This window comes from Methylobacterium sp. D48H, from assembly GCF_053345715.1.
Genome location: NZ_JBKFAP010000016.1, coordinates 44,882 through 65,335, shown reverse-complemented (window position 1 = coordinate 65,335; position 20,454 = coordinate 44,882). Strand labels below are relative to the sequence as shown.

Sequence of the window (20,454 nt, the reverse complement as noted above, 5' to 3'; positions counted from 1 at the left end):
GGGATGAGGCGACGGGTCGGAGACTCCGTCCGGCCGGGCCGCGCTACTGCGAGCGGCGGCTGAACGAGACCGCGTAGGCCTGGACGCGGGCGTCGATCAGCGGGTCGTCCGAGACCTCGATCCCGTCGGTCAGGTTGTTGGGCATGAACAGCAGCGCCTTCTCGGCCTCGGCGCTGTCGGGCACGACCTTGCTCACCGTCACGGTGCCGAGATCGACCGTCTTCCGGTCGTCTGGCCAGGGCTTGGTGGCGTCGTTGGTCGGGTCACCCGGCTCGGCGAGTTGGGCCAGCATCCGGAACCTCGCCGGAGTCTTGGCGACCCGCGGGCCGATCTCGGCCATCAGGAAGTTCGGGTCGCGCTTGGCCGCCTCCTCGGGTGGGAGGATCTCCTCGCCCTCCACCGGCACGAAGCGGAACCGGAACGGCTGCCGCTTGCCGGCCGCGTCCACCAGGATGAAGGCGTTGACGCCGTTGTAGGTCTGCCGGGCGAGGCTCGACGGGGTCCTGGCGGTCCCGCCCGCGGTGGCGGCGGCCGGGTGGGCGGCGGCGAAGCGCTCCAGCGCGGTCGGATGCGCGGCCTTCGGGCCGCTCTCGGCGGCGGCCTTCAGGAGGTCGCGGAACTCCTCGCCCGTGGCGACCGGGAAGTACTTCAGCGAGTTCGTGACGACGTCCATCTCGGAGCCGTCGCTCAGCTTGAACTTGAGAGCGAGGCCGTGCGGGTTGGCGTCGGCCGCGCCGTCCGGGATGGTCGGGACGCCGGTGGCGTCCGAGAACCGGATCGTCACCGGCACCGCCGGCCCCTGGAACAGGGAGGCCTTGCTGATCTTCGCCGCCTCTGGCGACGGGGTGAAGCTGCCCTCGGCGACCACGCCCTTGGCGTGGTTGGCCCGGGCGCCCGGATGCTTGCCGAACAGCGTGTTCATCACGTCGATCGTCTGCTCGGCGGTGGAGGCCTCCTGGGCCAGGGCCGGGGCGGCGGCCGCGAGCGCGGTGCTCAGCAGGAGGGCGAAACCCGATCTCGAACGCAGCATGGGAACCTCTCGGCAGCGCGGGCTCTCGGGAGCCGGTCAATGCGGACCGGCCCATCTTCTAGGGAGCGAGGCAGCGAGGGCACAACCAAAAGCTATGCCGCGGCGGAGCTGAGGTGTGGGTTACGTCCCGGCGGCAGGCCGCAGATCGAGAACTTCGTCTCTGCGAGCGGAGCGAAGCGACCCAGTCACGCCAGACCGCCGGTCTTCGCGTTGCCCTGGATTGCTTCGCTACGCTCGCAAAGACGGTGAGGAGCCCGCTACCGCGCGCCGCGGTGGAGGTCGCCCTCGATCAGCAGGGCGCTGCGGCTGTCGAGCCGCGAGCGGTAGACCTGCAGGTTCTCCATGACCCGCTGCACGTAGTTGCGCGTCTCCGTGAAGGGGATGCGCTCCACCCAGTCGATCACGTCGACGTCGCCCTTGCGCGGGTCGCCGTAGGCGTCGATCCACTTCTTCACGTTGCCGCCGCCCGCGTTGTAGGAGGCGAAGGCGAGCACGTAGGAGCCGCGCCAATCCTCCATCAGCTCGCCGAGATGGGCCTGGCCGAGCCTCGCGCAGTAGGCGGGGTCGCTGGTCAGGCGGTCGACGTCGAAGGCGGTCGAGACCCGGCGGGCGGTGCGCTGGGCGGTGGCCGGCATCATCTGCATCAGCCCCCTTGCGCCGACGCCCGACTGGGCGCGCGGGTCGAACTGGCTCTCCTGGCGGGCGATGGCGTAGACCATGGCCCGCTCGACCTGCGGGACCGCCGTGAAGGTCTCGTAGGTGGGAATGCCGATCGTCGGGTAGGCGTGGGCGTCGAGCGGCAGGCCGCGCTGGACCGCGAGCTTGCCGATCGCCACCAGGGCGCGGGCGTCCTTCATGTCGGTGGCGAGGTCGCCGAGCGCCTGGAGCTCGCGCGGGTCCGAGAGGTCCCGGGCGGCGTCGATATAGAGCGGCAGGGCCAGCTCCTTGATCCCGGCCTCGCCGAGCAGGCGCAGGGCGCGGATGGAGAGCCGCCCGTCGAAGGCTTGGCGCTCCGCGCCCTCGAGGTCGGCCGGCGCCCGCAGGGGCAGGCTGGTCTGGCCGAGCCGGGCCCGGGCCACCTGGCCGTAATAGGCGATCGGCTGCAGGGCGGCGCGCTCGTAGAAGCGCTTCGCCTCCTCCGACTGGCCGAGCGCCTCGGCCGCCCGTCCCTGCCAGTAGGCGGCCCGCGCCACCGAGATCGGGCTCTCGGCGATCGCCGCCACCCGGGCGAAATGCTGCGCGGCGGCGGCGGGATCGCCGGCGAAGCGGAGCGCGATCCAGCCGGCGTGGAACTCGGCCTCGATGCGCTTCTCGGGCGAGCGCGCCGCCGGCTGGCTCGCCACCACGTAGGCGGTCTTGGCATCGCCGAGGTCGAGGAGCTTGCGCGCCACGATCCGGCGCTCGATCCACCACTCGTCGCCGTCGACCAGCACGTCCGGGTTGCTCGGCGCCGTCGCGAGCACGGCGGCGGCCGCCTCGGGCTTGTCGGCCCGGCGGAAATACTGCGCCCGGGAGAAGATGTAGGACGCGTCGCTGCGCAGCGACGGCGGCACCGCGGCGAGCGCGGAAGCGGCGCCGGAGGACTTGTCCTCCACGGCCCGGCGGGCGCGCACGAGGCTGGCATAGGCGCCGCCCGCGTAGCCGGCGGCCCGGCCGGCGCTCTCCCAGTCGTCCTTCAGGAGCGCCCGCTCCATCCGGTAGCGGTGGTCGACCCGGGTCAGCGCGTCCGGGAAGGCGTCGAGCACCTTCGCTTCCAGGCTCCGCCCGAAGCTCTCGGTGCGCCAGAGGTCGCGGACCATCTCGGCGGCGTCGGCGTCGCAGCCGTCGGCGCGCAGGGCCAGCGCCAGGGCGAACTTGCCCGGCGCGCTCACCGGCTTCGCCGTGGCGAAGTAGGCCCGGACCGTCGCGGGCGCCTTCTTCTCGGAGAGCAGCGCCTCCTCGGCCCGGCGGCGCAGCAGCGGACCGGCCGGCCAGTCCGGATTGGCCCGGACGAAGGCCACGGTGCGGTTGAAGCCGATCCCGGCGCCCGCGCGGATCGCCACCCACTCGAGAAGCGCCTTCGCGGCCGGGTCGGTGAAGCCGTCGCGCATCCGGTCGCCGTCGGCGACCCGGCCCTTGCGGTAGAGGTCGATGGCGCCGCGCAGCAGCGTCGGGTCGGTGTCGCCGGAGACCTTCGGGCGCGCGGGATCCGGCACCTCGGGCACCGGGGCCGCCGGGGTGACCGCGGCGTCCGGCAGCGGGAAGGCCACCGGGGCGTCGGGGTCAGCGGAGGCGTAGGCCGAGGCCGCGGCCGGCAGCGTCCGGGCGGGCTCCTCGCCCTTGTCGTCGCCGCTCGAGGCGTGGACCGGGTCGAGCTTCAGGGCGTCGGCCGCGACAGGGTCGCTCGCCTTCACGGCCTGCGCGCCCCGGACCTGGGCGGTCGAGAGGGCAGCGTCGCTCGCCGGCGGCGCGGGCTGTGTCGCTGGCTGCGTGGCCGGCGGCGTCGTGGGCGCGTCGATGCCGGCTTGGCCGGCTTGGCCGGCTTGGCCGGCCGGGCCGGCGAGCGCCACGCCGACGGTGGCGACGAGCGCGGCGGCGGTGAGGGACGTGCGCTTCGGGGCCGGATGCGAGGCCGCGGGTCGGATCACGATTCCCCCCTACTGATCACCGGAGCGGGAAAGGTCGAGGATCGGGCCGTGACCATTAAGATCGCGTTAACCGTCCCCACGATCTGTTTGCGCGCCGTGACGCGACCGCCTATGTCTGCCGGTCCGTGCCCGTACGATGCGGACCACGCGCGGCGCCGAGACCGCCGAAATCCCAGCTGGGACCCTTTGGGACGCCTGAGATGACCGAGATGACCGGGAGCCGCCTGCGGGGCTCGCTCACCGCGCTTGTGACGCCCTTCCGCGACGGGGCCTTCGACGAGGCCGCCTTCCGGAAGTTCGTGCGCTGGCAGATCGAGCAGGGCAGCCACGGCCTCGTGCCAACCGGCACCACCGGCGAGAGCCCGACCCTGACCCATTCCGAGCACGACCGGGTGGTCGAGGCCTGCATCGACGAGGCGGGCGGGCGCGTGCCGGTCGTGGCGGGCGCGGGCTCCAACTCCACCGCCGAGGCGGTCGAGCGGGCGCAGCACGCCGAGCGCGCGGGCGCCGACGCCGTCTTGGTTGTGACGCCGTACTACAACAAGCCGACGCAGGCGGGCCTCTACGCCCACTTCAAGGCCGTCAACGACGCGGTCGGCATCCCGATCATCATCTACAACATCCCGCCGCGCTCCGTCGTCGACATGAGTGTCGAGACGATGGCCCGGCTCTTCGAGTTGAAGAACATCGCCGGCGTGAAGGACGCGACCGCCAAGATCGACCGCGTCAGCCAGCAGCGTCAGGCCATGGGCGCGAGCTTCGTCCAGCTTTCGGGCGAAGATGCGACGGCGCTCGGCTACAACGCCCACGGCGGCCACGGCTGCATCTCGGTGGTGGCGAACGTCGCCCCGCGCCTCTGCGCCGACCTGCAGGAGGCGACGCTCGCCGGCGACTACGCCAAGGCGCTGACCCTTCAGGACAAGCTGTTCCCCCTGCAGACGGGCCTGTTCGCCGAGGCCAACCCGGCGCCGGTGAAGTACGCGCTGTCGCGGCTCGGCTACATGACCGACGAGCTGCGCCTGCCGCTGGTGCCGGTGACCGAGCCCACCAAGCGCATCGTCGACGACGCCCTGCGTCACGCCGGCCTTCTGGTCGACTGAGGGAAGTCACGCATCATGGCCCCGAAACCGGAGCCCAGTCGGCGCATCGTCGCCGACAACCGCGCCGCGCGCTATCACTACACGATCGAGGACACGCTCGAGGCCGGCATCGCGCTGACCGGCACCGAGGTGAAATCCCTGCGCGGCGGCAAGGCGACGATCGGCGAGGCCTATGCCGGACCCTCCGGCAACGACCTGATGCTGTTCAACGCCTACATCCCGGAATACCTGGAGGCGAACCGCTTCAACCACGACACCAAGCGCCCGCGCCGCCTGCTGCTGCACCGCCGCCAGATCAACAAGCTGATCGGCGCGACCCAGCGCCAGGGCTACACGGTGGTGCCGCTGAAGATCTACTTCAACGACAAGGGGCGGGCGAAGGTCGAGCTCGGCCTCGGCAAGGGCAAGCAGGCCCACGACAAGCGCGAGGCGGTCAAGGAGCGCGACTGGCAGCGCGACCGGGCGCGGCTGCTGCGCGACCGGGGCTGAGGCCGGGCCGTCATCGCGAGCGCAGCGAAGCGACCCAGGGCAGCGCGACGTCCGCGGGCGTGGTGCCGCTGGATTGCTTCGCTCCGCTCGCAAAGACGATCGTTCCGACAGGGGGCGCGTGCAGGCCGTGATGCGCTCGCCTTGCGCTGACCGCGCGATGTCACAAGATCCCGGATTAGCCGGTGCGGCGTCCCGAGCCTGCGATCCTGCGGAGCGACCCATGCCCTCCACCCACGATACCCTGCCCGACGACCTGCCGGTCCCCGTCGACGACGGCGCGGCCGATCACCTGCGCGGGATGCGCCTGCCCGACGTGGCGCTCACCGCCACGGACGGCCGCACGGTCTCGCTGGCGCGGCTGCCGGGCCGCACCGTGGCCTACGCCTACCCGCGCACCGGCGAGCCGGGCCAGCCGGGCCTGACGCCCGACTGGGACGCGATCCCCGGCGCCCGGGGCTGCACGCCGCAGGCCTGCGATTTCCGCGATCACCACGCCGCGCTGACGGCCCGAGGCGTCGCCCAGGTCTTCGGCCTCTCGACCCAGACGAGCGCCTACCAGCGGGAGGCGGCCGAGCGCCTGCGCCTGCCCTTCCCGCTGCTGGCCGATCCGCACCGGGCCTTCGCGATGGCGGCGCGCCTGCCCACCTTCGAGGCCGGCGGCCAGGTGCTGCTGCGCCGCCTCACCCTGGTGATCGACGACGGCGTCGTGAGCGAGCTGTTCTACCCGGTCTTCCCGCCGGACCGGAGCGCCCGGCAGGTCCTCGACTGGCTCGACGGGGGCAGCGCCTGAGGCGCTACTCCTCCTCGACCTCCGGCTGGCGGATGCCGTAGCGGTTCTCCAGGCCCGGATTGGCCCTTCCCTCCCCGCGGTAGCGGGTCGGCGCCTCGCCGGAGGCCCGCGCTGGGCGCTCGCCGGGCTCGCGCCCGATCCGGCCCGCGAGGCTCGCGAGGTCGACGAACTCGTCGGCCTGCCGCCGCAGCTCGTCGGAGATCATCGCCGGCTGGGTCTGGATCGTGGAGATCACCGTCACCTTCACGCCGCGCCGCTGCATCGCCTCGACGAGGGAACGGAAATCGCCGTCGCCGGAGAACAGGATCATGTGGTCGATGTGCGGGCTGAGCTCGAGGGCGTCGATCGCCAGCTCGATGTCCATGTTGCCCTTGTACTTCCGGCGCCCCATCGAGTCCGTGAACTCCTTCACGGGCTTGGTCACGACGCGGTAGCCGTTGTAGTCGAGCCAGTCGATCAGCGGCCGGATCGAGGAGTATTCCTGATCCTCGATCATAGCCGTGTAGTAGAATGCCCGGAGGAGGTTCTCCCGCGACTGAAATTCTTTGAGCAGCTTCTTGTAGTCGATGTCGAAACCGAGGGCCTTGGTGGTGGCGTAGAGGTTGGCGCCGTCGATGAAGATGGCGCTGCGCTGGGTGACTGGCATGAACAGGTCAGGTCCCGAAAAATCGTGGGTGACAGGAAATCGTCTGAACAATCGGTCAGGGTTCGCCCGGGGCGAAAGGCCGGGGCGCGTGGCCGGGACGGTGCGCCGCGATCGCGGCCGCCGCGCTCTGCAAACCGGGGTGGACCGGCGCGGTCGATGACCCGCGCCACCGACGCCCCGTCCGCCGGACCATTCGTTTCAAACGGGTCCGTGTCAAGCAGAGCACGGGATTGTGCGGTCGTGAAAAACTGAACTCTCGGGGCGGATTAATTGACCACGACAGGGCTTCGTCGTGAAAACGGTGGTTTACGTAAGTTGATCCTGTAAACCTCAGATGCGCCGCGCGCCCCGCCCCTCGACCTCAGCCGTTCACGCGCTCGACGCTGTTGACCGGGCGCTTGCCGCGCAGTTCGGCGATGATCGCGTTGAGATGCTGGAGATCCCAGACCGACAGGTCGATGGTGATGTCGGTGAAGTCCTGGGTTCGCCGCTTCATCGAGATGTTGTCGATGTTGCCGTCGTGGTCGGCGATCACCTGGGCGATCTGGGCGAACACCCCGGGCTCGTTGATCGACTTGAGCGCCAGCCGGGCGGGGAAGCGCTCGCCGCCGAGCGCCTCCGTGTCCCAGCGGACGTCGAGCCAGCGCTCCGGCTCGTTGTCGAAGGCCGCGAGTGCCGCCGACTGGATCGGGTAGACCGTCACGCCGACGCCGGGGGTCAGGATGCCGACGATCCGGTCGCCCGGGACCGCGCCGCCGTTCGGCGCGAAGGTGACCGGCAGGTCGCCCGCGAGGCCGCGGATCGGGATGGCATCGCTGCGATCCGCGTCCTCCCCCTCCTTGCCGCCTTCCTTGCCGCCCTCGGCGCCCGGGAAGGTCAGCCGCATGGTCTGGTCGGAGGAGCGCACGAGCCGGCCGGCGCCGCTGGCGGCGCCCTGCGCGGCGGAGGGCCGGCGCTCGTCGCGATGGTCGGGATAGACGGCGCGGACGACGTCGCCCGAGAACATCTCGCCCCGCCCCACGGCGGCGAACACGTCCTCGGTCGTCGCGCGGGCGAGCCGCGGCAGGGCGCCCCGGAGCTTGTCCTCCGAGAAGGTCTTGGCGGCGCGCTCGAAGGCCCGGTCCAGGATCTGCCGTCCGAGGCCGGCATATTGCCGCCGCACGGCGGTGCGGGTCGCCCGCCGGATCGCCGCGCGGGCCTTGCCGGTCACCACGAGGGATTCCCAGGCCGCCGGGGGCGAGGCCCCGTCGGAGCGGCTGATCTCGACCTCGTCGCCGTTGGCGAGTTCGTGCAGCAGCGGCGCCATCCGGCCGTTGATCTTGGCGCCCACCGCGGTGTTGCCGACGTCGGTGTGGACCGCGTAGGCGAAGTCGATCGGCGTCGCGCCGCGCGGCAGGGCGATCAGCCGGCCCTTCGGGGTGAAGCAGAACACCTGGTCCTGGAACAGCTCCAGCTTGGTGTGCTCCAGGAACTCCTCGGGGCTGTCGCCCTCGGCGAGGAGCTCGATGGTCCGGCGCAGCCACTGGTAGGCGCCGCTCTCCGCGGCGAGCCGCGGATGCACGCTGCCCTCGGCGCGGGCCGGGTCCTTCACCAGCTCGGTGCCGATCTCCTTGTAGTGGGCATGCGCGGCGATGCCGTACTCGGCGATGTCGTCCATGGCGCGGGTGCGGATCTGCAGCTCGACGCGCTGGCTCTTCGGCCCGATCACCGTGGTGTGGATCGAGCGGTAATCGTTCTGCTTCGGGGTCGAGACGTAGTCCTTGTACCGGCCTGGAACCATCGGCCAGCTGGTGTGGACGATGCCGAGCGCCGCGTAGCAATCCTGCACGGTGTCGACGACCACGCGGAAGCCGAAGATGTCGGAGAGCTGCTCGAAGGCGACGGACTTGCGCTCCATCTTCGACCAGATCGAGAACGGGCGCTTCTGGCGGCCGCTGACCTCGGCGGTGATCCCCTGCGCGCCGAGCTTCTCGGTGAGCACCTGCGCGATGGTCTCGACGACGGTCTCGGACTTGGCGGAGAGCCGCGTCAGGCGCTGGGTGATGGTGGCGTAGACCTCCGGCTCCAGGTTGCGGAAGGCCAGATCCTCCAGCTCCTCGCGCAGCTCCTGCATGCCCATGCGGCCGGCGAGCGGCGCGTAGATGTCCAGGGTCTCCTGCGCGATGCGGCGACGCTTGTCGTCGCGCATGTGCTGGAGAGTCCGCATGTTGTGCAGGCGGTCGGCGAGCTTGACCAGCAGCACGCGGACATCCGCCGCGACCGCGAGCAGCAGCTTGCGGAAGTTCTCGCCCTGCGCGGCCTGCTTGGAGACGAGGTCGAGGCGCTTGAGCTTGGTCAGACCGTCGACCAGGGCGCCGATCTCCGGCCCGAACAGCCGGCGGATCTCCTCGAGCGTCGCCTCGGTGTCCTCGACGGTGTCGTGCAGCACCGCGGCCACGATGGTGGCGTCGTCGAGGTGGAGGTCCGTGAGGATCGCCGCCACCTCGAGGGGGTGGGCGAAGAACGGATCGCCCGAGGCGCGCTTCTGCGTGCCGTGCGCCTGCATGGCGTACACGTAGGCGCGGTTGAGCAGCGCCTCGTCGGCGGCCGGGTTGTAGCGCTTGACCCGCTCGACGAGCTCGTACTGGCGCATCATCCGCCGGGACGGGGCCGGCGCGTCCGGCGTCGTGCGCGGGGTCTGGATCACGCGCGATTGTTCCGCAACCGCCGGGACGGCGCCAGCCCCCGGCGGCGGGGCCGCGTCGGATGCCGGCGGGCCGGCCACGGAACGAGAGAACCCGGCGTCTCCGCCGGGTCCGGTCTCTGTCAGGTCGCGCCCATCCAGGCCCACGTGTCCAGGCTCACTCGCCCTCGTCGTCGGTCTCGACCGGCGGGGCGAGGTTCTCGAGGCCGCGCAGCAGGTCCTCCTCGCTCATGCGGTCGAACTGGACCGCCGCGTCGTCGCTGGAGGATTGCGGCGCCACCGCGGCGGCGGCCGGCGAGCTCGACAGCAGCGGCACGGTCTCGGCCTCGGGCTCGTCCACCTCGACGTACTTCTGCATCGAGTGGATCAGCTGCTCCTTGAGGTCGTCGGCCGTGATGGTCTCGTCGCCGATCTCGCGCAGGGCCACGACCGGGTTCTTGTCGCGGTCGCGGTCGATGGTCAGCGGGGCGCCGGCGGCCAGGAGGCGGGCCCGGTGGCTCGCCAGCAGCACCAGCTCGAAGCGGTTCTCGACCTTCTCGATGCAGTCTTCGACGGTGACGCGCGCCATGCGGGGCGGCTCCTTGGGCTTGAGCGACGGGTGATGTCGGGTATGACCCCACTCTACACCGGATGCCGTTGTGCAACAAGCACAGCGGGTTGCGCAGGGCGCGCGTCCGGCGCGAACCCGGCGCGCGTGCCGGTCCGGTAGGGCCGGACGCCGAGGGGCCGTAGGACCGCGTCGCTGCGGCATCATGGTGCGGCGCATTGTTGACACCCAGCGCCGCGGGTGCGAGTGCGCGCGCCATTCCAGAGTTTCGGCCGACACGGGCGGCGTTCGCGCGCCGCGCGGCGCCGGCGACCAGGACGCAACATGCGCGCACTCATCTTTCCGGGCCAGGGCAGCCAGGCGGTCGGCATGGCGCGGGACCTCGCCGAGGCCTTCCCGCAGGCCCGGGCCGTGCTCGACGAGGTCGACGCCGCCCTGGGCGAGAACCTGTCGCGGCTGATGTTCGAGGGGCCGGTCGAGGCGCTGACCCTCACGACCAACGCCCAGCCGGCCCTGATGGCGGCGAGCCTCGCGGTGCTGCGCGTGCTGGAGGCCGAGCGCGGCCTCGACCTCGGGCGCGACGTCGCCTGCGTGGCCGGCCACTCGCTCGGCGAGTACGCCGCGCTCGCGGCCGCCGGCAGCCTCACCGTCGCGGACGCCGCCAGGCTGCTGCGCCTGCGCGGCGAGGCCATGCAGGCGGCCGTCGCGCCGGGCGCCGGCGCCATGGCGGCGCTGATCGGCACCGATCTCGAGGCCGCCCGGTCCGTCGCCGAGGCGGCGGCCGACGAGGCCGGCGACGGCGCGGTCTGCGACGTCGCCAACGACAACGGCGGCGGCCAGGTGGTGCTCTCCGGCCACCGCGCGGCCGTGGAGCGCGCTGTCGGCATCGCCACCGGCCGCGGGATCAAGCGCGCCGTGATGCTCAACGTCTCGGCGCCGTTCCACTGCCGCCTGATGGCCCCGGCCGCCGAGGCCATGGCCCGGGCGCTCGCCGGGGTCGCGCTGGCGGCCCCGCGCGTCACCCTCTACGCCAACGTCGCGGCCGCCCCGGTCACCGATCCGGAGGCGATCCGCGCGGCCCTGGTCGAGCAGGTCACCGGCACCGTGCGCTGGCGCGAGAGCGTCGCCGCCATGGCGGCCTCCGGCGTCGACCGGTTCTACGAGCTCGGCGCCGGGAAGGTGCTGACCGGCCTCGTCAAGCGCGTCGCCCCCCAGGCGAGCGCCGCCGCAATCGGCACCCCCGCCGACGTCGCCGCCTTCGCGCTCTGACCCGCGCGCTCTGATCCGACGGAGTCCCGCATGTTCGATCTCACCGGCCGCAAGGCCCTCGTCACCGGCGCGACCGGCGGCCTCGGCCAGGCGATCGCCCGGGCCCTGCACGCGCAGGGCGCCACCGTGGCGCTCTCGGGCACGCGGCCCGCGGCCCTGGAGGCGCTCGCCGCCGAGCTCGGCGAGCGCGCCAGCCCCGTCGCGGCCGACCTGTCCGACAAGGACTCGGTCGAGGGCCTCGTCCCGGCCGCCGAGGCCGCGATCGGCCCGCTCGACATCCTCGTGAACAATGCCGGCATCACCCGCGACAACCTCTTCATGCGGATGAAGGACGAGGAGTGGGAGCAGGTGATCGCCGTCAACCTCACCGCCGCCTTCCGCCTGTCGCGGGCCGCCGTGAAGGGCATGATGCGCCGCCGCTCCGGGCGGATCGTCAACATCGGCTCGGTGGTCGGCAGCACCGGCAATCCCGGCCAGGGCAACTACGCCGCCGCCAAGGCGGGGCTCGTGGGCATGACCAAGGCGCTCGCCGCCGAGGTCGCCTCGCGGGGAATCACCGTCAATTGTATCGCCCCGGGCTTCATCAGCTCGCCCATGACCGACGCCCTCAACGAGAAGCAGCGCGAGGGCATCCTCGCCCGCGTGCCCGCCGGGCGGCTCGGCGAGGGGTCGGAGGTCGCGGCGGCCTGCCTCTACCTCGCCTCCGCGGAGGCGGGCTACGTCACCGGCCACACGCTGCACGTGAATGGCGGGATGGCCATGTACTAGGGCGCGTATACCGGTTCCCGACCGGCGGGAACGGCGCGCGAATCACCCCCGCCGACACGCAAGTGCCACACCCATGAAGGCTTTCTGAACGGGCCCTCGCCAGGGCTGGAACCCTGTGCTACCACGCCCCGCAGCCGTACAGGGGGTTGACGGTTCAGCGGGTTTTCAGTCCAAGGCCCTCCGGCGGAGGCGTCCCGGCTCACGCGCCGGTTCACCTCAGAAGCACGCGCGATCGGACACCGGCCCGTCACAACAAGCCCGCAGGGGCGCGACGCGGCCACGGCACCACCCCGAGAAGACTGACAGACCAGAAGGACGAGGACGGAAGACCGATGAGCGATATCGCTGAGCGCGTGAAGAAGATCGTCGTCGAGCACCTGGGCGTGGAGCCCGAGAAGGTGGTCGAGAGCGCCAACTTCATCGACGACCTCGGTGCCGACAGCCTCGACACCGTCGAGCTGGTCATGGCCTTCGAGGAGGAATTCAACGTCGAGATCCCGGACGACGCTGCCGAGACGATCCAGACGGTCGGCGACGCCGTGAAGTTCCTGGAGAAGAACTCCGCCGCCTAAAGGCGCCGGGGACCGGGTTTGACGCGGCGCGGGTGAGGCGAAACAGCCCCCGCGCCGTTATGCGTTTCAAGGCTCGGAGTCGTGACGGGGCCCGCGGGGACCGATTCTGCCTCCGAGCGAGTTAGGACGATGCGCGACCGCGGCGGTGCCGGCGGGGCGGCGCCTCAAGACGGGACAGGGCACATGCGGCGGGTGGTGGTCACGGGTCTGGGGATGGTCACGCCGCTGGGCAGCGGGGTGGAGCACACCTGGAGCCGGCTGATCGCGGGCGACAGCGGCGCCGGCCCGATCCGCGGCTTCGAATCCGCCGACCTGCCCTGCCGGATCGCCGCGCAGGTCCCGTTCGGCGACGGCACCGACGGCACCTTCAACCCCGACCTCGTGATGGAGGTGAAGGAGCAGCGCAAGGTCGACCCGTTCATCGTCTACGCGATGGCGGCGGCCGACGAGGCGCTGAAGGATGCCGGCTGGGCGCCGAAGAGCCACGAGGACCAGTGCGCCACCGGCGTGCTGATCGGCTCCGGCATCGGCGGCATCGGCGGCATCTACGACGCCTCCGTGACCCTGCACGAGAAGGGCCCGCGCCGGATCTCGCCGTTCTTCATCCCGGGCCGGATCATCAACCTCGCCTCCGGCCAGGTCTCGATCGCCCACGGCCTGAAGGGCCCGAACAACGCGGTCGTGACGGCCTGCTCCACGGGCGCCCACGCCATCGGCGACGCGAGCCGCCTGATCGCGCTCGGCGACGCCGACGTGATGGTGGCGGGCGGCGCCGAATCGCCGGTGAACCGCCTCTCGATCGCGGGCTTCTCGGCCTGCCGGGCCCTGACCACGGGCTTCAACGACACGCCCGAGAAGGCCTCGCGCCCCTACGACCGCGACCGCGACGGCTTCCTCATGGGCGAGGGCGCCGGCATCGTGGTGCTGGAGGAGTACGAGCACGCCAAGGCCCGCGGCGCGAAGATCTACGCCGAGGTGGTGGGCTACGGCCTCTCGGGCGACGCCTACCACATCACCTCCCCCTCCCCGGACGGCGACGGCGCCTTCCGCTGCATGACCGCCGCGGTGAAGCGCGCCGGGATCGCGCCGTCCGAGATCGGCTACATCAACGCCCACGGCACCTCGACGCCCATGGGCGACGAGCTGGAGCTGAAGGCCGTGGAGCGTCTCCTGGGCGACGCCGCCGCGAGCGCCACCATGTCGTCCACCAAGAGCTCGGTCGGCCACCTGCTGGGCGCCGCCGGCTCGGTCGAGGCGATCTTCTCCATCCTCGTCCTGCGCGACAACGTCATCCCGCCGACGCTCAACCTCGACAACCCCTCCGTCCAGACCAAGATCGACCTCGTGCCGTTCGAGGCGAAACGCAAGCAGGTGGATGTCGTGCTGTCGAACTCGTTCGGGTTCGGCGGGACGAATGCGTCGCTGGTGATGCGGCGGGTCGCGTAGGCGCGTCGCCGTCTCGCTCCGCTTCGCGGCCCGGGTCTTCCGCAGGATTTGACCGCGCGCCGCCCCGACCCCGTGTCCGGCTACCCCGGCACCCGCCCCTTCGGCGTGATCCTGTCCACCGTGCGCGGCCGAGCGCACGGGCGAGCCGGTCCGGGGCCACCGGGCGGTAGGTGCCGCGGCCGATCAAGGGCTCGATCACGTCGCCGAGGCCGCCCGGGCGGAACCGGTCGATCAGCCCGTCGAGGCCGCCGACGGACAGCACCATCAATCGCCTGAGCCAGAGCGCGCGCCGGTTTCCGGATCCACGAACGCTTGCAAACCCGAGGCCGGCACATATCCTCCCACCATGGTGTTGGCTCGTGCCGATCAGTTCCGCCACGACGACCCGCGATCGGACCTTCGGGATCTGGATCGCGTCGCGCTGACGGTCGCCGTGGTCAGCGACGACGGCGACGCGCTCCCACCCGGCACGGAGGGCACCATCGTCAGCGTCTATCGCGACGGGGAGGCCTACGTCGTCGAGTTTCCCAATCCGCTCGGCGCCCTGGCGACGGTTCGGCCCGGCGACCTGAAGCGCATCGAACGCGCGCCGATGTGACGACTGACGTCGCGGCCGTTGCCTGGACCGTCGAGCGGTCCAAGATCGTCGGCTATCTGCTCAATCCCGCACACACGGACGGCGCCTCCAAGGCAAAATATCTTCTCGCGTTCGGCTACACGGTCAATGCACCCGAGCGGCTGGCCGACGATCTGGTGAGCCACGCCGTCGCCCACTGGCCCGGGCGCCGGATACTGCCCCCGATCGGGCAACCGCGCCTGATCTTCGAAGGACCCGTGAGAGCGCCGGACGGCCGCTCCATGTCGCTACGCGGCGTGTGGGAGGAGACCGCGCCCGTGCAACTGCGCTTCCTCACGGCCTATCCGTGGAAGCCCTGAAGGCGCGCTACCACCCCCGCCGCTCGGCCTCCCCCGGCACCCGCCCCTGCGGGGTGAGCGCGTGCACCACCTCCGGCAGCGCCTGGGCGAGCTGCGACAGCAGCGTCTCGCGGTCCATCCCGGTCTGCTGCTGGAGGGTGTCCACCGTGTCGGGGCCGAGCGCCCGGGCGAGCTGGTCCGGGGCCACGGGGCGGTTGGTGCCGTGGCCGATCCAGGATTCCATCACGTCGCCGAGGCCGCCCTGGCGGAAGCGGTCGACCAGCCCGTCGAGGCCGCCGAGATCCCCCTGCCCGTACGGGGCGGCGCGGCTCGGCGGCGGGGCGTCGCCGGGGCCGTCGAGCATGCCGGAGAGGTCCGAGAAGTCGCCGGGCGGCAGGGACGGGTCCGACGGCCCGCCCGGGCCGCCGTCGCGGCGGCCGCCGTACTGGTCCCAGCCGCCGATGTCGCCGCCCTCTTCCGGAGGACGGCGCCCGCCGGCATCGGCGGGGTGCTGGCCGGGATCGCGCCCGTAGGGTCCGGCGCCTCCGGAGCGGTCGGCCTCGGGGCCGGGCTCGCCCTGGCGCCCGCGGCCGAAGATGTCGCCGAAGCCGCCGCTGGCGCCCTTGGCCAGCAGGAGCATCAGGAGTGCCTTGACCAGGGGCGACATGCCCCCGGACCCCTGCTTCTGCCCGCCGAACACCTGACCGAGCACGCCGCCGATCGCCGATTCGAGCAGTCCCATGCGCGTCTCCCCCTAGGCCCGGGCCGGACGGGCCCGGGCGAACAACATTCCGGGGCGGGCGCGGGTTGCCTCGCTCAGCGGGCCGGCGTCGCGAGCGCCGCCTGCGCGGTGCCGCCACCGGTCGTGGCGTCGGCGGGCTCGACCAGCGGCACCGTCGCGGCCGAGAGGATCAGTCCGGCCAGGAACAGGCCGGTGGCGGCGGCGCCGGCGCGGGGGCGCGGCAGGCGAACGGCGCGGCGTCGCGCGGGATGGGGACGGTCGACGGTCCTGGGCATCGCGGCCTCTCCGGGTTCGGGGCGGGCCCTCGGGGCCCTTTCTGCTGGAAAAACGCCGTCGGGGGGCGGAGAGGTTCCCGCGCCGTCAGGTCCGGCCGGCGAGGCGGCGTCCCAGCGCCCCGAGCAGGCAGGCCGCGCAGTAGACCGGCAGCATCAGGGCCGCGCCGTCGAGCCACAGGCCGGGCAGCCCGGGCACGAACCCGGCGATCGCCGCCGCGGCCACGAACCCCGCGACCACGCAGAGCCCCAGCGAGGCGGCGAGGCGGTCCGGCCAGCCGACCAGCGCGCCGACCACGAGGCCGAGCGCGGCCGCCCCGGCGAGCCCGGGCCAGAATCCGGCGAGCAGCAGCGTCACGGCCGTTCGGCCTCCCTGCGGGCGCGATGGTGGCGCGCGGCCGGGCGCGCGGATGGGCGCGGCCCGGCTGGCGGACGCGCGGCGGAGCGGATCTCCCTCACGGCAGCAGCGCGAAGACGACGGGGCCGGCCAGCCCGTCCGGCCCGGCCGTGACCTGCTCCGGCCGGGCTCCGGCCTGGAGGAGGTAGTCCACCACCGCCTGGGCGCGCAGGCGCGGCAGGTCGACCGGCGGCTCGTCGGGGGCCTCGGCGGGCTTCTTCGCCGCCGCCTTGCCGGGTCCGGCCGGCTCCTTCCTGGCCGCGCCCGCCTTGCTCCGATCCTTCGTCGCGTCCTTGGCCGCGTCCTTGGCCGCGATTTTGGCCGCGTGCGTCGCGGCTTCCTTGGGCGCCGGGGCCGGCGGCGCGGGGGTGGCCGGCTTGGCGGCGTCGGCGACCCGGGTCGGCTCGGCGGTCGCGCCCTCCCCCGGTGCCGGTCCGGCGGCCGGGGTCGCGGGCGGCTTCGCCGGGTCGGCGGGGCCGGAGACCGCGACGCGCAGCGACGGGCAGGTCTTCGCCAGGGCGGCCAGCGCGTCGAGGGTCGGGTAGAAGGCGGGCGTGAGCGCGGCGCCGCCCGCGGGGAAGTGCAGGTCCGCCCCCGCCAGGGCGGCGGTGAAGTCGGCGCGGCAGGTGGCGGGGTCGCGCCGCTCCGCCGCGTCCCGGGCCGTGACGCTGGCCTGCCCGGTCCAGCCCGGGGGCAGCGCCTCGGCGAGCCGGTCGGGGGTGCGCGCGGCGCCCTCCCGGTAGAGGCTCTCGCCGGTGAGCGTCACGGCGCGGTCCGAGACCGCGACGGTCCCGTCCGCGAGGTTCGTCACCAGCGGGGCGGCGGCGGCCAGCGCGTCCCCGAGATCCGGCGGGGCGCCGTCGGCGAGGCGGGTGCGGTCGATGACCGGCTCCCGGAACAGGCGCGGGCGCAGGGCGGCCAGTACCCGCTCCCGGGTCGCGGCGTCCGGCAGGTGGCCGGTGAGGGTCACGGCGTCGGCGGTCCGGCGGATCGCCACCCGGTAGGGCGAGAGCGGCCGCGCCGTGAGCGCCACCCGCCCGGCCGCCACGCCGGCGGGCCGGCCCTCGCGCATCAGCGCCTCGGCGTCGGGGAGCGCCTGCCCGTCGATGGCGTCGCCGGTCACCGAGACCGCCCCGTCCCGGAACACGACCTGCCCGGACTGGATCAGCTCGGCGAGCTTGAACGCGAAGGCGATGAGGCTCTTCGGGTCGATCGCCGGGTCGAGCCCCCGGGCGGCCAGGAGCCGGTCCTCCACGGTACCGCCCGCGGCGGCCTCGGTGGCGGCGCGCAGGGCGGCCTCGCGGTCGGCCGCCGAGGGGGCGAAGCCGTCGAGGACGATGCCCCGGCCCGATTTCTCCACGGCGAACCGGTACGCGGCCACCTTCGGGGGCAGGATCTCGACCCGCCCGACGCTGAACCCCTCCGGCGGGTCCGACAGGGCGGCCCGCAGGGCCTCGTAGGCCGGCACGTCGAGGGCCTCGCCCGACAGGCTGAGCACGGTGTCGCTGAGCGCCGCCCGCCCGCCCTTGGCGAGGCCGGAGAGCCGGGCCGCGAGGAACGCGGCCGCGCCGGCGAAATCCGGCGGCGCGCCCCGGGCGGCCCGGGCGGTGTCGTCGAGGCCGGTGCCGGGATCGAGGGCGCCGGCGATCCGCGCCTCCAGGGCCCGCCGGCCGATCTCCACCGGGCGGCTGCCTTCGAGGGCGATCCGGTTCTGACCCGTGCGGATCGCCGCCCACTGGAAGGGCGCGGCGGTCTCCACGATGCCGAGTTCGGAGACGATGCGGCGCGGGCCGTCGAGGGCCGCGAGGCGGGACAGCACGGTGGCGCGCTCGGCGACGTCCGGCGCCTCGCCGGCGGCCACGAGGTCGCGCCCGACGGCCTCCAGGCGCAGCCACGGCTCGCCGGTGGCGGTGGCCGTGCCGGCGGCGATCGCCGCGCCCTCCGCCGCGAGGCCGTCGGCGATCCGCGGGGCGGCGTAGAGGGTCGCGCTCGCCCAGATCAGCGCGAGGGCCGGGAGGCCGGCGAGCCAGCCGGCGCCGCGCAGGCCTTGGGCGAGAGTTTCGGGCAACGGCACGGTCGCAGGTTCGGGCGCGGGTCGGGACGTGGGGGCAGGCGGATCCGGTGCCGAGAGCACACCGTCTTTCCGGCAGCATGAAGGCCGGCGGTCTCCTTTCTCCCACGGGTCAGCGCCGCGCCGCGTCCCCGCGCCGCCGGAACCGGCCGGACGCCCTCCGGTTTCCGAGCCAGACCCCGTCCCCGCTGAGGAGCGTGCCATGCGATCCATCCTCGCCGCCGCCCTCCTGCCGGCGATCGCCGTCCCGGCCGGGGCCCAGAGCCTGTCGGCATCGCTGGAGCCGATCACCCCTGTCGCCAATCCGGGCCAGCTGAGCCTCGGCGGCAGTTCCACCACCGGGCCGTTCCCGACCGTCTCGGCGCAGACCGGCGGCCTCGTGAATGCCGGCCAGCTGAGCTTCGGCGGGGGCGGCGGCGGTGGCGGCGGCCGCATCGGCGCGTCGGGCGGCCTCTCGGCCGGGACGACGCTCGGCGCCACGACCGCCGGTTCGGGCGGGGCGGGCCAGCTCGGTGGCCTGGGATCCACCGCGACCGGCGGTGCCGGCGTCACCGGCACGACCCTCGGGACCGGCGGGACGATCGGCGCCACCGGTGCCCGCAGCGGCCTCAGCGGCGCGTCCCGCACGGGCCTGGGCTCGACCGCGGGGAGCCTCCTGACACCGACCCTCGGAACGGACGGTCTCGGGGGTGGGTCGGGCCTGTCCCCCGGCCTGGGCACCGGGCTCTCGGGAGCCGGCCTCGGCGCAGGTGTCGGCGCAGGTGTCGGCGCAGGTGTCGGCGCAGGCGTTGGAGTAGGTGTCGGCACGGGCCTCAACGCTGCCGGAAGCCTCGGCTCCTCGCTCGCGACCGGCTCGTCCGGCGTCTCGTCGGCCGGTCTCGGTAGCGGCGTGGCCGCGTCGGGCATCGGCGCGACGGGCGCCACCCTGTCCCCCGGCGGTCTGTTCGGGCTGTTCGGACTGTTCGGGCTCGGGACCGGAACGGCCGCGAGCGGGGCCACGGCCGCGACGGTTTCCGGGACGGGCGGCGCCGGCACGGGCGGCGCCGGGATTCCCGGGACGCCCGGGTTGCCCGCGGACGATCCCGCCCAGGCGGCCCGCACCCTGCCGACCGGCGGCGGGGCGATCGGCGGTGCCGGCATCGGCGGCGCGGCGGCCGCGCCGGTCCGGACCGGCGACCTCTGCGGCGGGCCCTTCGCCGAAGCCTGCCTCGGCCAGGGGTTCTGAGCGGCCTCAGGGGCCGGAACCGCGCCGAACCGCTGCCGTTCCTTCTGTGCCGGCACCTCGGCCGGGACAGGAGACAGAGATGAACGTCATGCTGGGCCGCGTCTCGCTCGCGGCCGCTCTCGTGATCGGCGTCTCGGGCGCTGCCCTGGCGCGCGATGCCGGGCCGAAGGCCCACGGCGCCAAGGGCACGGCGGGCCTGCACGGGATCGGCTTCAACGAGCCGAAATTCCGCTCGGACCTGCGCACCGGCAAGGAGCAGCCCTATACGTGGCCGGTGAGCGACCGCTATCGCCCGGTCTCGCAGCCCTTCTACGGTCGGGCCTACTGAGCCGCCCGGCGCACGCTCCGCCGAATGGATGAGTGGCGGCGCCCCGCTCCGCCGCGCACAACCGGGGCCGGCCCCGTTCCGTCTTCGGAGCGGGCGCCGATCCGGCGATGGCCCAGAGGCACGGGGTCCGTGGCGTGCCGGCTCCCGAGGCAGGAGAGTGTGATGCATCCGCTGAACCGGCGCGTCGTCGCGGTCCCGGCCGTCGCGCTTCTGGTCGTCGCGCCCCTGCCGGGGCGCGCGGGCGAGTTCGCGCAGGTCCCGCCGGTGCCGGGCATGGCCCTGACCCTGCCCGATCCCGGCATGGCCAACGGGGCGCCCGCGCCCGCTCCGACGGCGGCACCGGCCCCCGCCGCGGCCGCGGAGCCGCCCGCTCCGGTCAGGGCGGCCTCCGTTCCGGCGGTCGAGCGCCGGTTCCGGGGCTTGGGCAGCGGGCTCTCGTCGATCGACGGGCAGCTCCCGAACCAGCGCACCGGCCAGCGTCACCAGCACGTGGTCCGCGACATCTGCATCGGCTGCTGATCCGATCCGCCTCCGGCG

Annotated in this window: 21 protein-coding genes; 12 read left to right on the top strand and 9 right to left on the bottom strand. The window is 73.5% G+C overall.

Translation table 11 applies throughout. From position 1 onward, the window contains the following. Window positions 1–43: 43 nt before the first annotated feature. Together ACLBX8_RS22005 and ACLBX8_RS22000 are read right to left on the bottom strand one after the other, a co-directional pair. On the bottom strand, window positions 44–1,030 hold the full coding sequence (locus ACLBX8_RS22005) for a catalase family peroxidase (protein WP_056523911.1): 987 nt from the start codon (window positions 1,028–1,030) through the stop codon (window positions 44–46). 257 nt (window positions 1,031–1,287) lie between these two features. Then, the gene (locus ACLBX8_RS22000; protein WP_447700663.1) at window positions 1,288–3,657 is read right to left on the bottom strand and encodes a transglycosylase SLT domain-containing protein; all 2,370 of its coding nucleotides are present in this window, start codon (window positions 3,655–3,657) and stop codon (window positions 1,288–1,290) included. 200 nt (window positions 3,658–3,857) lie between these two features. On the opposite strand from ACLBX8_RS22000, the gene dapA reads away from it, so the two are divergent. The 3 genes from dapA to ACLBX8_RS21985 all read left to right on the top strand — a co-directional run bounded on the left by dapA (window position 3,858) and on the right by ACLBX8_RS21985 (window position 6,036). Then, window positions 3,858–4,757 (top strand): 4-hydroxy-tetrahydrodipicolinate synthase, encoded by a 900-nt coding sequence (dapA, locus tag ACLBX8_RS21995; RefSeq protein WP_447700662.1) that lies wholly within the window; start codon window positions 3,858–3,860, stop codon window positions 4,755–4,757. A gap of 15 nt (window positions 4,758–4,772) precedes the next feature. After that, a complete protein-coding gene (smpB, locus tag ACLBX8_RS21990) occupies window positions 4,773–5,246 on the top strand; it encodes an SsrA-binding protein SmpB (RefSeq protein ID WP_020095208.1) in 474 nt (157 codons plus the stop codon). 220 nt (window positions 5,247–5,466) lie between these two features. Continuing rightward, on the top strand, window positions 5,467–6,036 hold the full coding sequence (locus tag ACLBX8_RS21985; RefSeq protein ID WP_091925962.1) for a peroxiredoxin: 570 nt from the start codon (window positions 5,467–5,469) through the stop codon (window positions 6,034–6,036). Between the two features lie 4 nt (window positions 6,037–6,040). Here ACLBX8_RS21985 and ACLBX8_RS21980 read toward each other — a convergent pair whose 3' ends face one another. The 3 genes from ACLBX8_RS21980 to rpoZ form a co-directional block, all read right to left on the bottom strand. Beyond that, window positions 6,041–6,682 (bottom strand): LabA-like NYN domain-containing protein, encoded by a 642-nt coding sequence (locus tag ACLBX8_RS21980; protein WP_447700661.1) that lies wholly within the window; start codon window positions 6,680–6,682, stop codon window positions 6,041–6,043. Window positions 6,683–7,043: 361 nt separating this feature from the next. Then, a complete protein-coding gene (locus ACLBX8_RS21975) occupies window positions 7,044–9,317 on the bottom strand; it encodes a RelA/SpoT family protein (RefSeq protein ID WP_091682570.1) in 2,274 nt (757 codons plus the stop codon). A gap of 205 nt (window positions 9,318–9,522) precedes the next feature. After that, a complete protein-coding gene (rpoZ, locus tag ACLBX8_RS21970) occupies window positions 9,523–9,933 on the bottom strand; it encodes a DNA-directed RNA polymerase subunit omega (RefSeq protein WP_010685409.1) in 411 nt (136 codons plus the stop codon). Between the two features lie 303 nt (window positions 9,934–10,236). Here rpoZ and fabD point away from each other — a divergent pair, with 303 nt between their 5' ends. The 6 genes from fabD to ACLBX8_RS21940 all read left to right on the top strand — a co-directional run bounded on the left by fabD (window position 10,237) and on the right by ACLBX8_RS21940 (window position 14,903). Then, the gene (fabD, locus tag ACLBX8_RS21965; RefSeq protein WP_447715746.1) at window positions 10,237–11,181 is read left to right on the top strand and encodes an ACP S-malonyltransferase; all 945 of its coding nucleotides are present in this window, start codon (window positions 10,237–10,239) and stop codon (window positions 11,179–11,181) included. A gap of 30 nt (window positions 11,182–11,211) precedes the next feature. Continuing rightward, window positions 11,212–11,949, top strand: a complete 738-nt coding sequence (gene fabG, locus ACLBX8_RS21960) for a 3-oxoacyl-[acyl-carrier-protein] reductase (protein WP_020095203.1) — start codon at window positions 11,212–11,214, stop codon at window positions 11,947–11,949. Window positions 11,950–12,281: 332 nt separating this feature from the next. After that, window positions 12,282–12,521 carry an acyl carrier protein gene (locus tag ACLBX8_RS21955; RefSeq protein WP_007559070.1) on the top strand — a complete coding sequence of 80 codons (240 nt, stop codon included), beginning with the start codon at window positions 12,282–12,284 and terminating at the stop codon, window positions 12,519–12,521. 183 nt (window positions 12,522–12,704) lie between these two features. Then, window positions 12,705–13,967, top strand: a complete 1,263-nt coding sequence (fabF, locus tag ACLBX8_RS21950) for a beta-ketoacyl-ACP synthase II (protein WP_447715745.1) — start codon at window positions 12,705–12,707, stop codon at window positions 13,965–13,967. A gap of 346 nt (window positions 13,968–14,313) precedes the next feature. Then, entirely contained in the window at window positions 14,314–14,565 is a 252-nt protein-coding gene (locus ACLBX8_RS21945) for a DUF4926 domain-containing protein (RefSeq protein ID WP_447715744.1), read from the top strand. After that, window positions 14,562–14,903 carry a DUF6883 domain-containing protein gene (locus ACLBX8_RS21940; RefSeq protein ID WP_447715743.1) on the top strand — a complete coding sequence of 114 codons (342 nt, stop codon included), beginning with the start codon at window positions 14,562–14,564 and terminating at the stop codon, window positions 14,901–14,903. The genes ACLBX8_RS21945 and ACLBX8_RS21940 overlap by 4 nt, the downstream gene beginning before the upstream one ends. Window positions 14,904–14,910: 7 nt before the next feature. Here ACLBX8_RS21940 and ACLBX8_RS21935 read toward each other — a convergent pair whose 3' ends face one another. The 4 genes from ACLBX8_RS21935 to ACLBX8_RS21920 form a co-directional block, all read right to left on the bottom strand. Beyond that, entirely contained in the window at window positions 14,911–15,624 is a 714-nt protein-coding gene (locus ACLBX8_RS21935; protein WP_447715742.1) for a YidB family protein, read from the bottom strand. 74 nt (window positions 15,625–15,698) lie between these two features. After that, window positions 15,699–15,899, bottom strand: coding sequence for a hypothetical protein (locus ACLBX8_RS21930; RefSeq protein WP_020095200.1), 201 nt, complete (start codon window positions 15,897–15,899; stop codon window positions 15,699–15,701). A gap of 85 nt (window positions 15,900–15,984) precedes the next feature. Next, window positions 15,985–16,254: a hypothetical protein gene (locus tag ACLBX8_RS21925; RefSeq protein WP_447700656.1), complete on the bottom strand. Its 270-nt coding sequence runs from the start codon at window positions 16,252–16,254 to the stop codon at window positions 15,985–15,987. Between the two features lie 97 nt (window positions 16,255–16,351). Beyond that, entirely contained in the window at window positions 16,352–18,367 is a 2,016-nt protein-coding gene (locus tag ACLBX8_RS21920; RefSeq protein ID WP_447715741.1) for a hypothetical protein, read from the bottom strand. A 199-nt stretch (window positions 18,368–18,566) separates the two neighbouring features. Between ACLBX8_RS21920 and ACLBX8_RS21915 the strand changes: the two genes are divergently transcribed. The 3 genes from ACLBX8_RS21915 to ACLBX8_RS21905 all read left to right on the top strand — a co-directional run bounded on the left by ACLBX8_RS21915 (window position 18,567) and on the right by ACLBX8_RS21905 (window position 20,436). Then, the gene (locus ACLBX8_RS21915) at window positions 18,567–19,589 is read left to right on the top strand and encodes a hypothetical protein (RefSeq protein ID WP_447715740.1); all 1,023 of its coding nucleotides are present in this window, start codon (window positions 18,567–18,569) and stop codon (window positions 19,587–19,589) included. A 79-nt stretch (window positions 19,590–19,668) separates the two neighbouring features. After that, complete coding sequence (locus ACLBX8_RS21910; RefSeq protein ID WP_020095196.1) at window positions 19,669–19,917, top strand: hypothetical protein; 249 nt, start codon at window positions 19,669–19,671, stop codon at window positions 19,915–19,917. A gap of 162 nt (window positions 19,918–20,079) precedes the next feature. Continuing rightward, window positions 20,080–20,436 carry a hypothetical protein gene (locus tag ACLBX8_RS21905; RefSeq protein ID WP_026605252.1) on the top strand — a complete coding sequence of 119 codons (357 nt, stop codon included), beginning with the start codon at window positions 20,080–20,082 and terminating at the stop codon, window positions 20,434–20,436. Window positions 20,437–20,454: the final 18 nt, after the last annotated feature.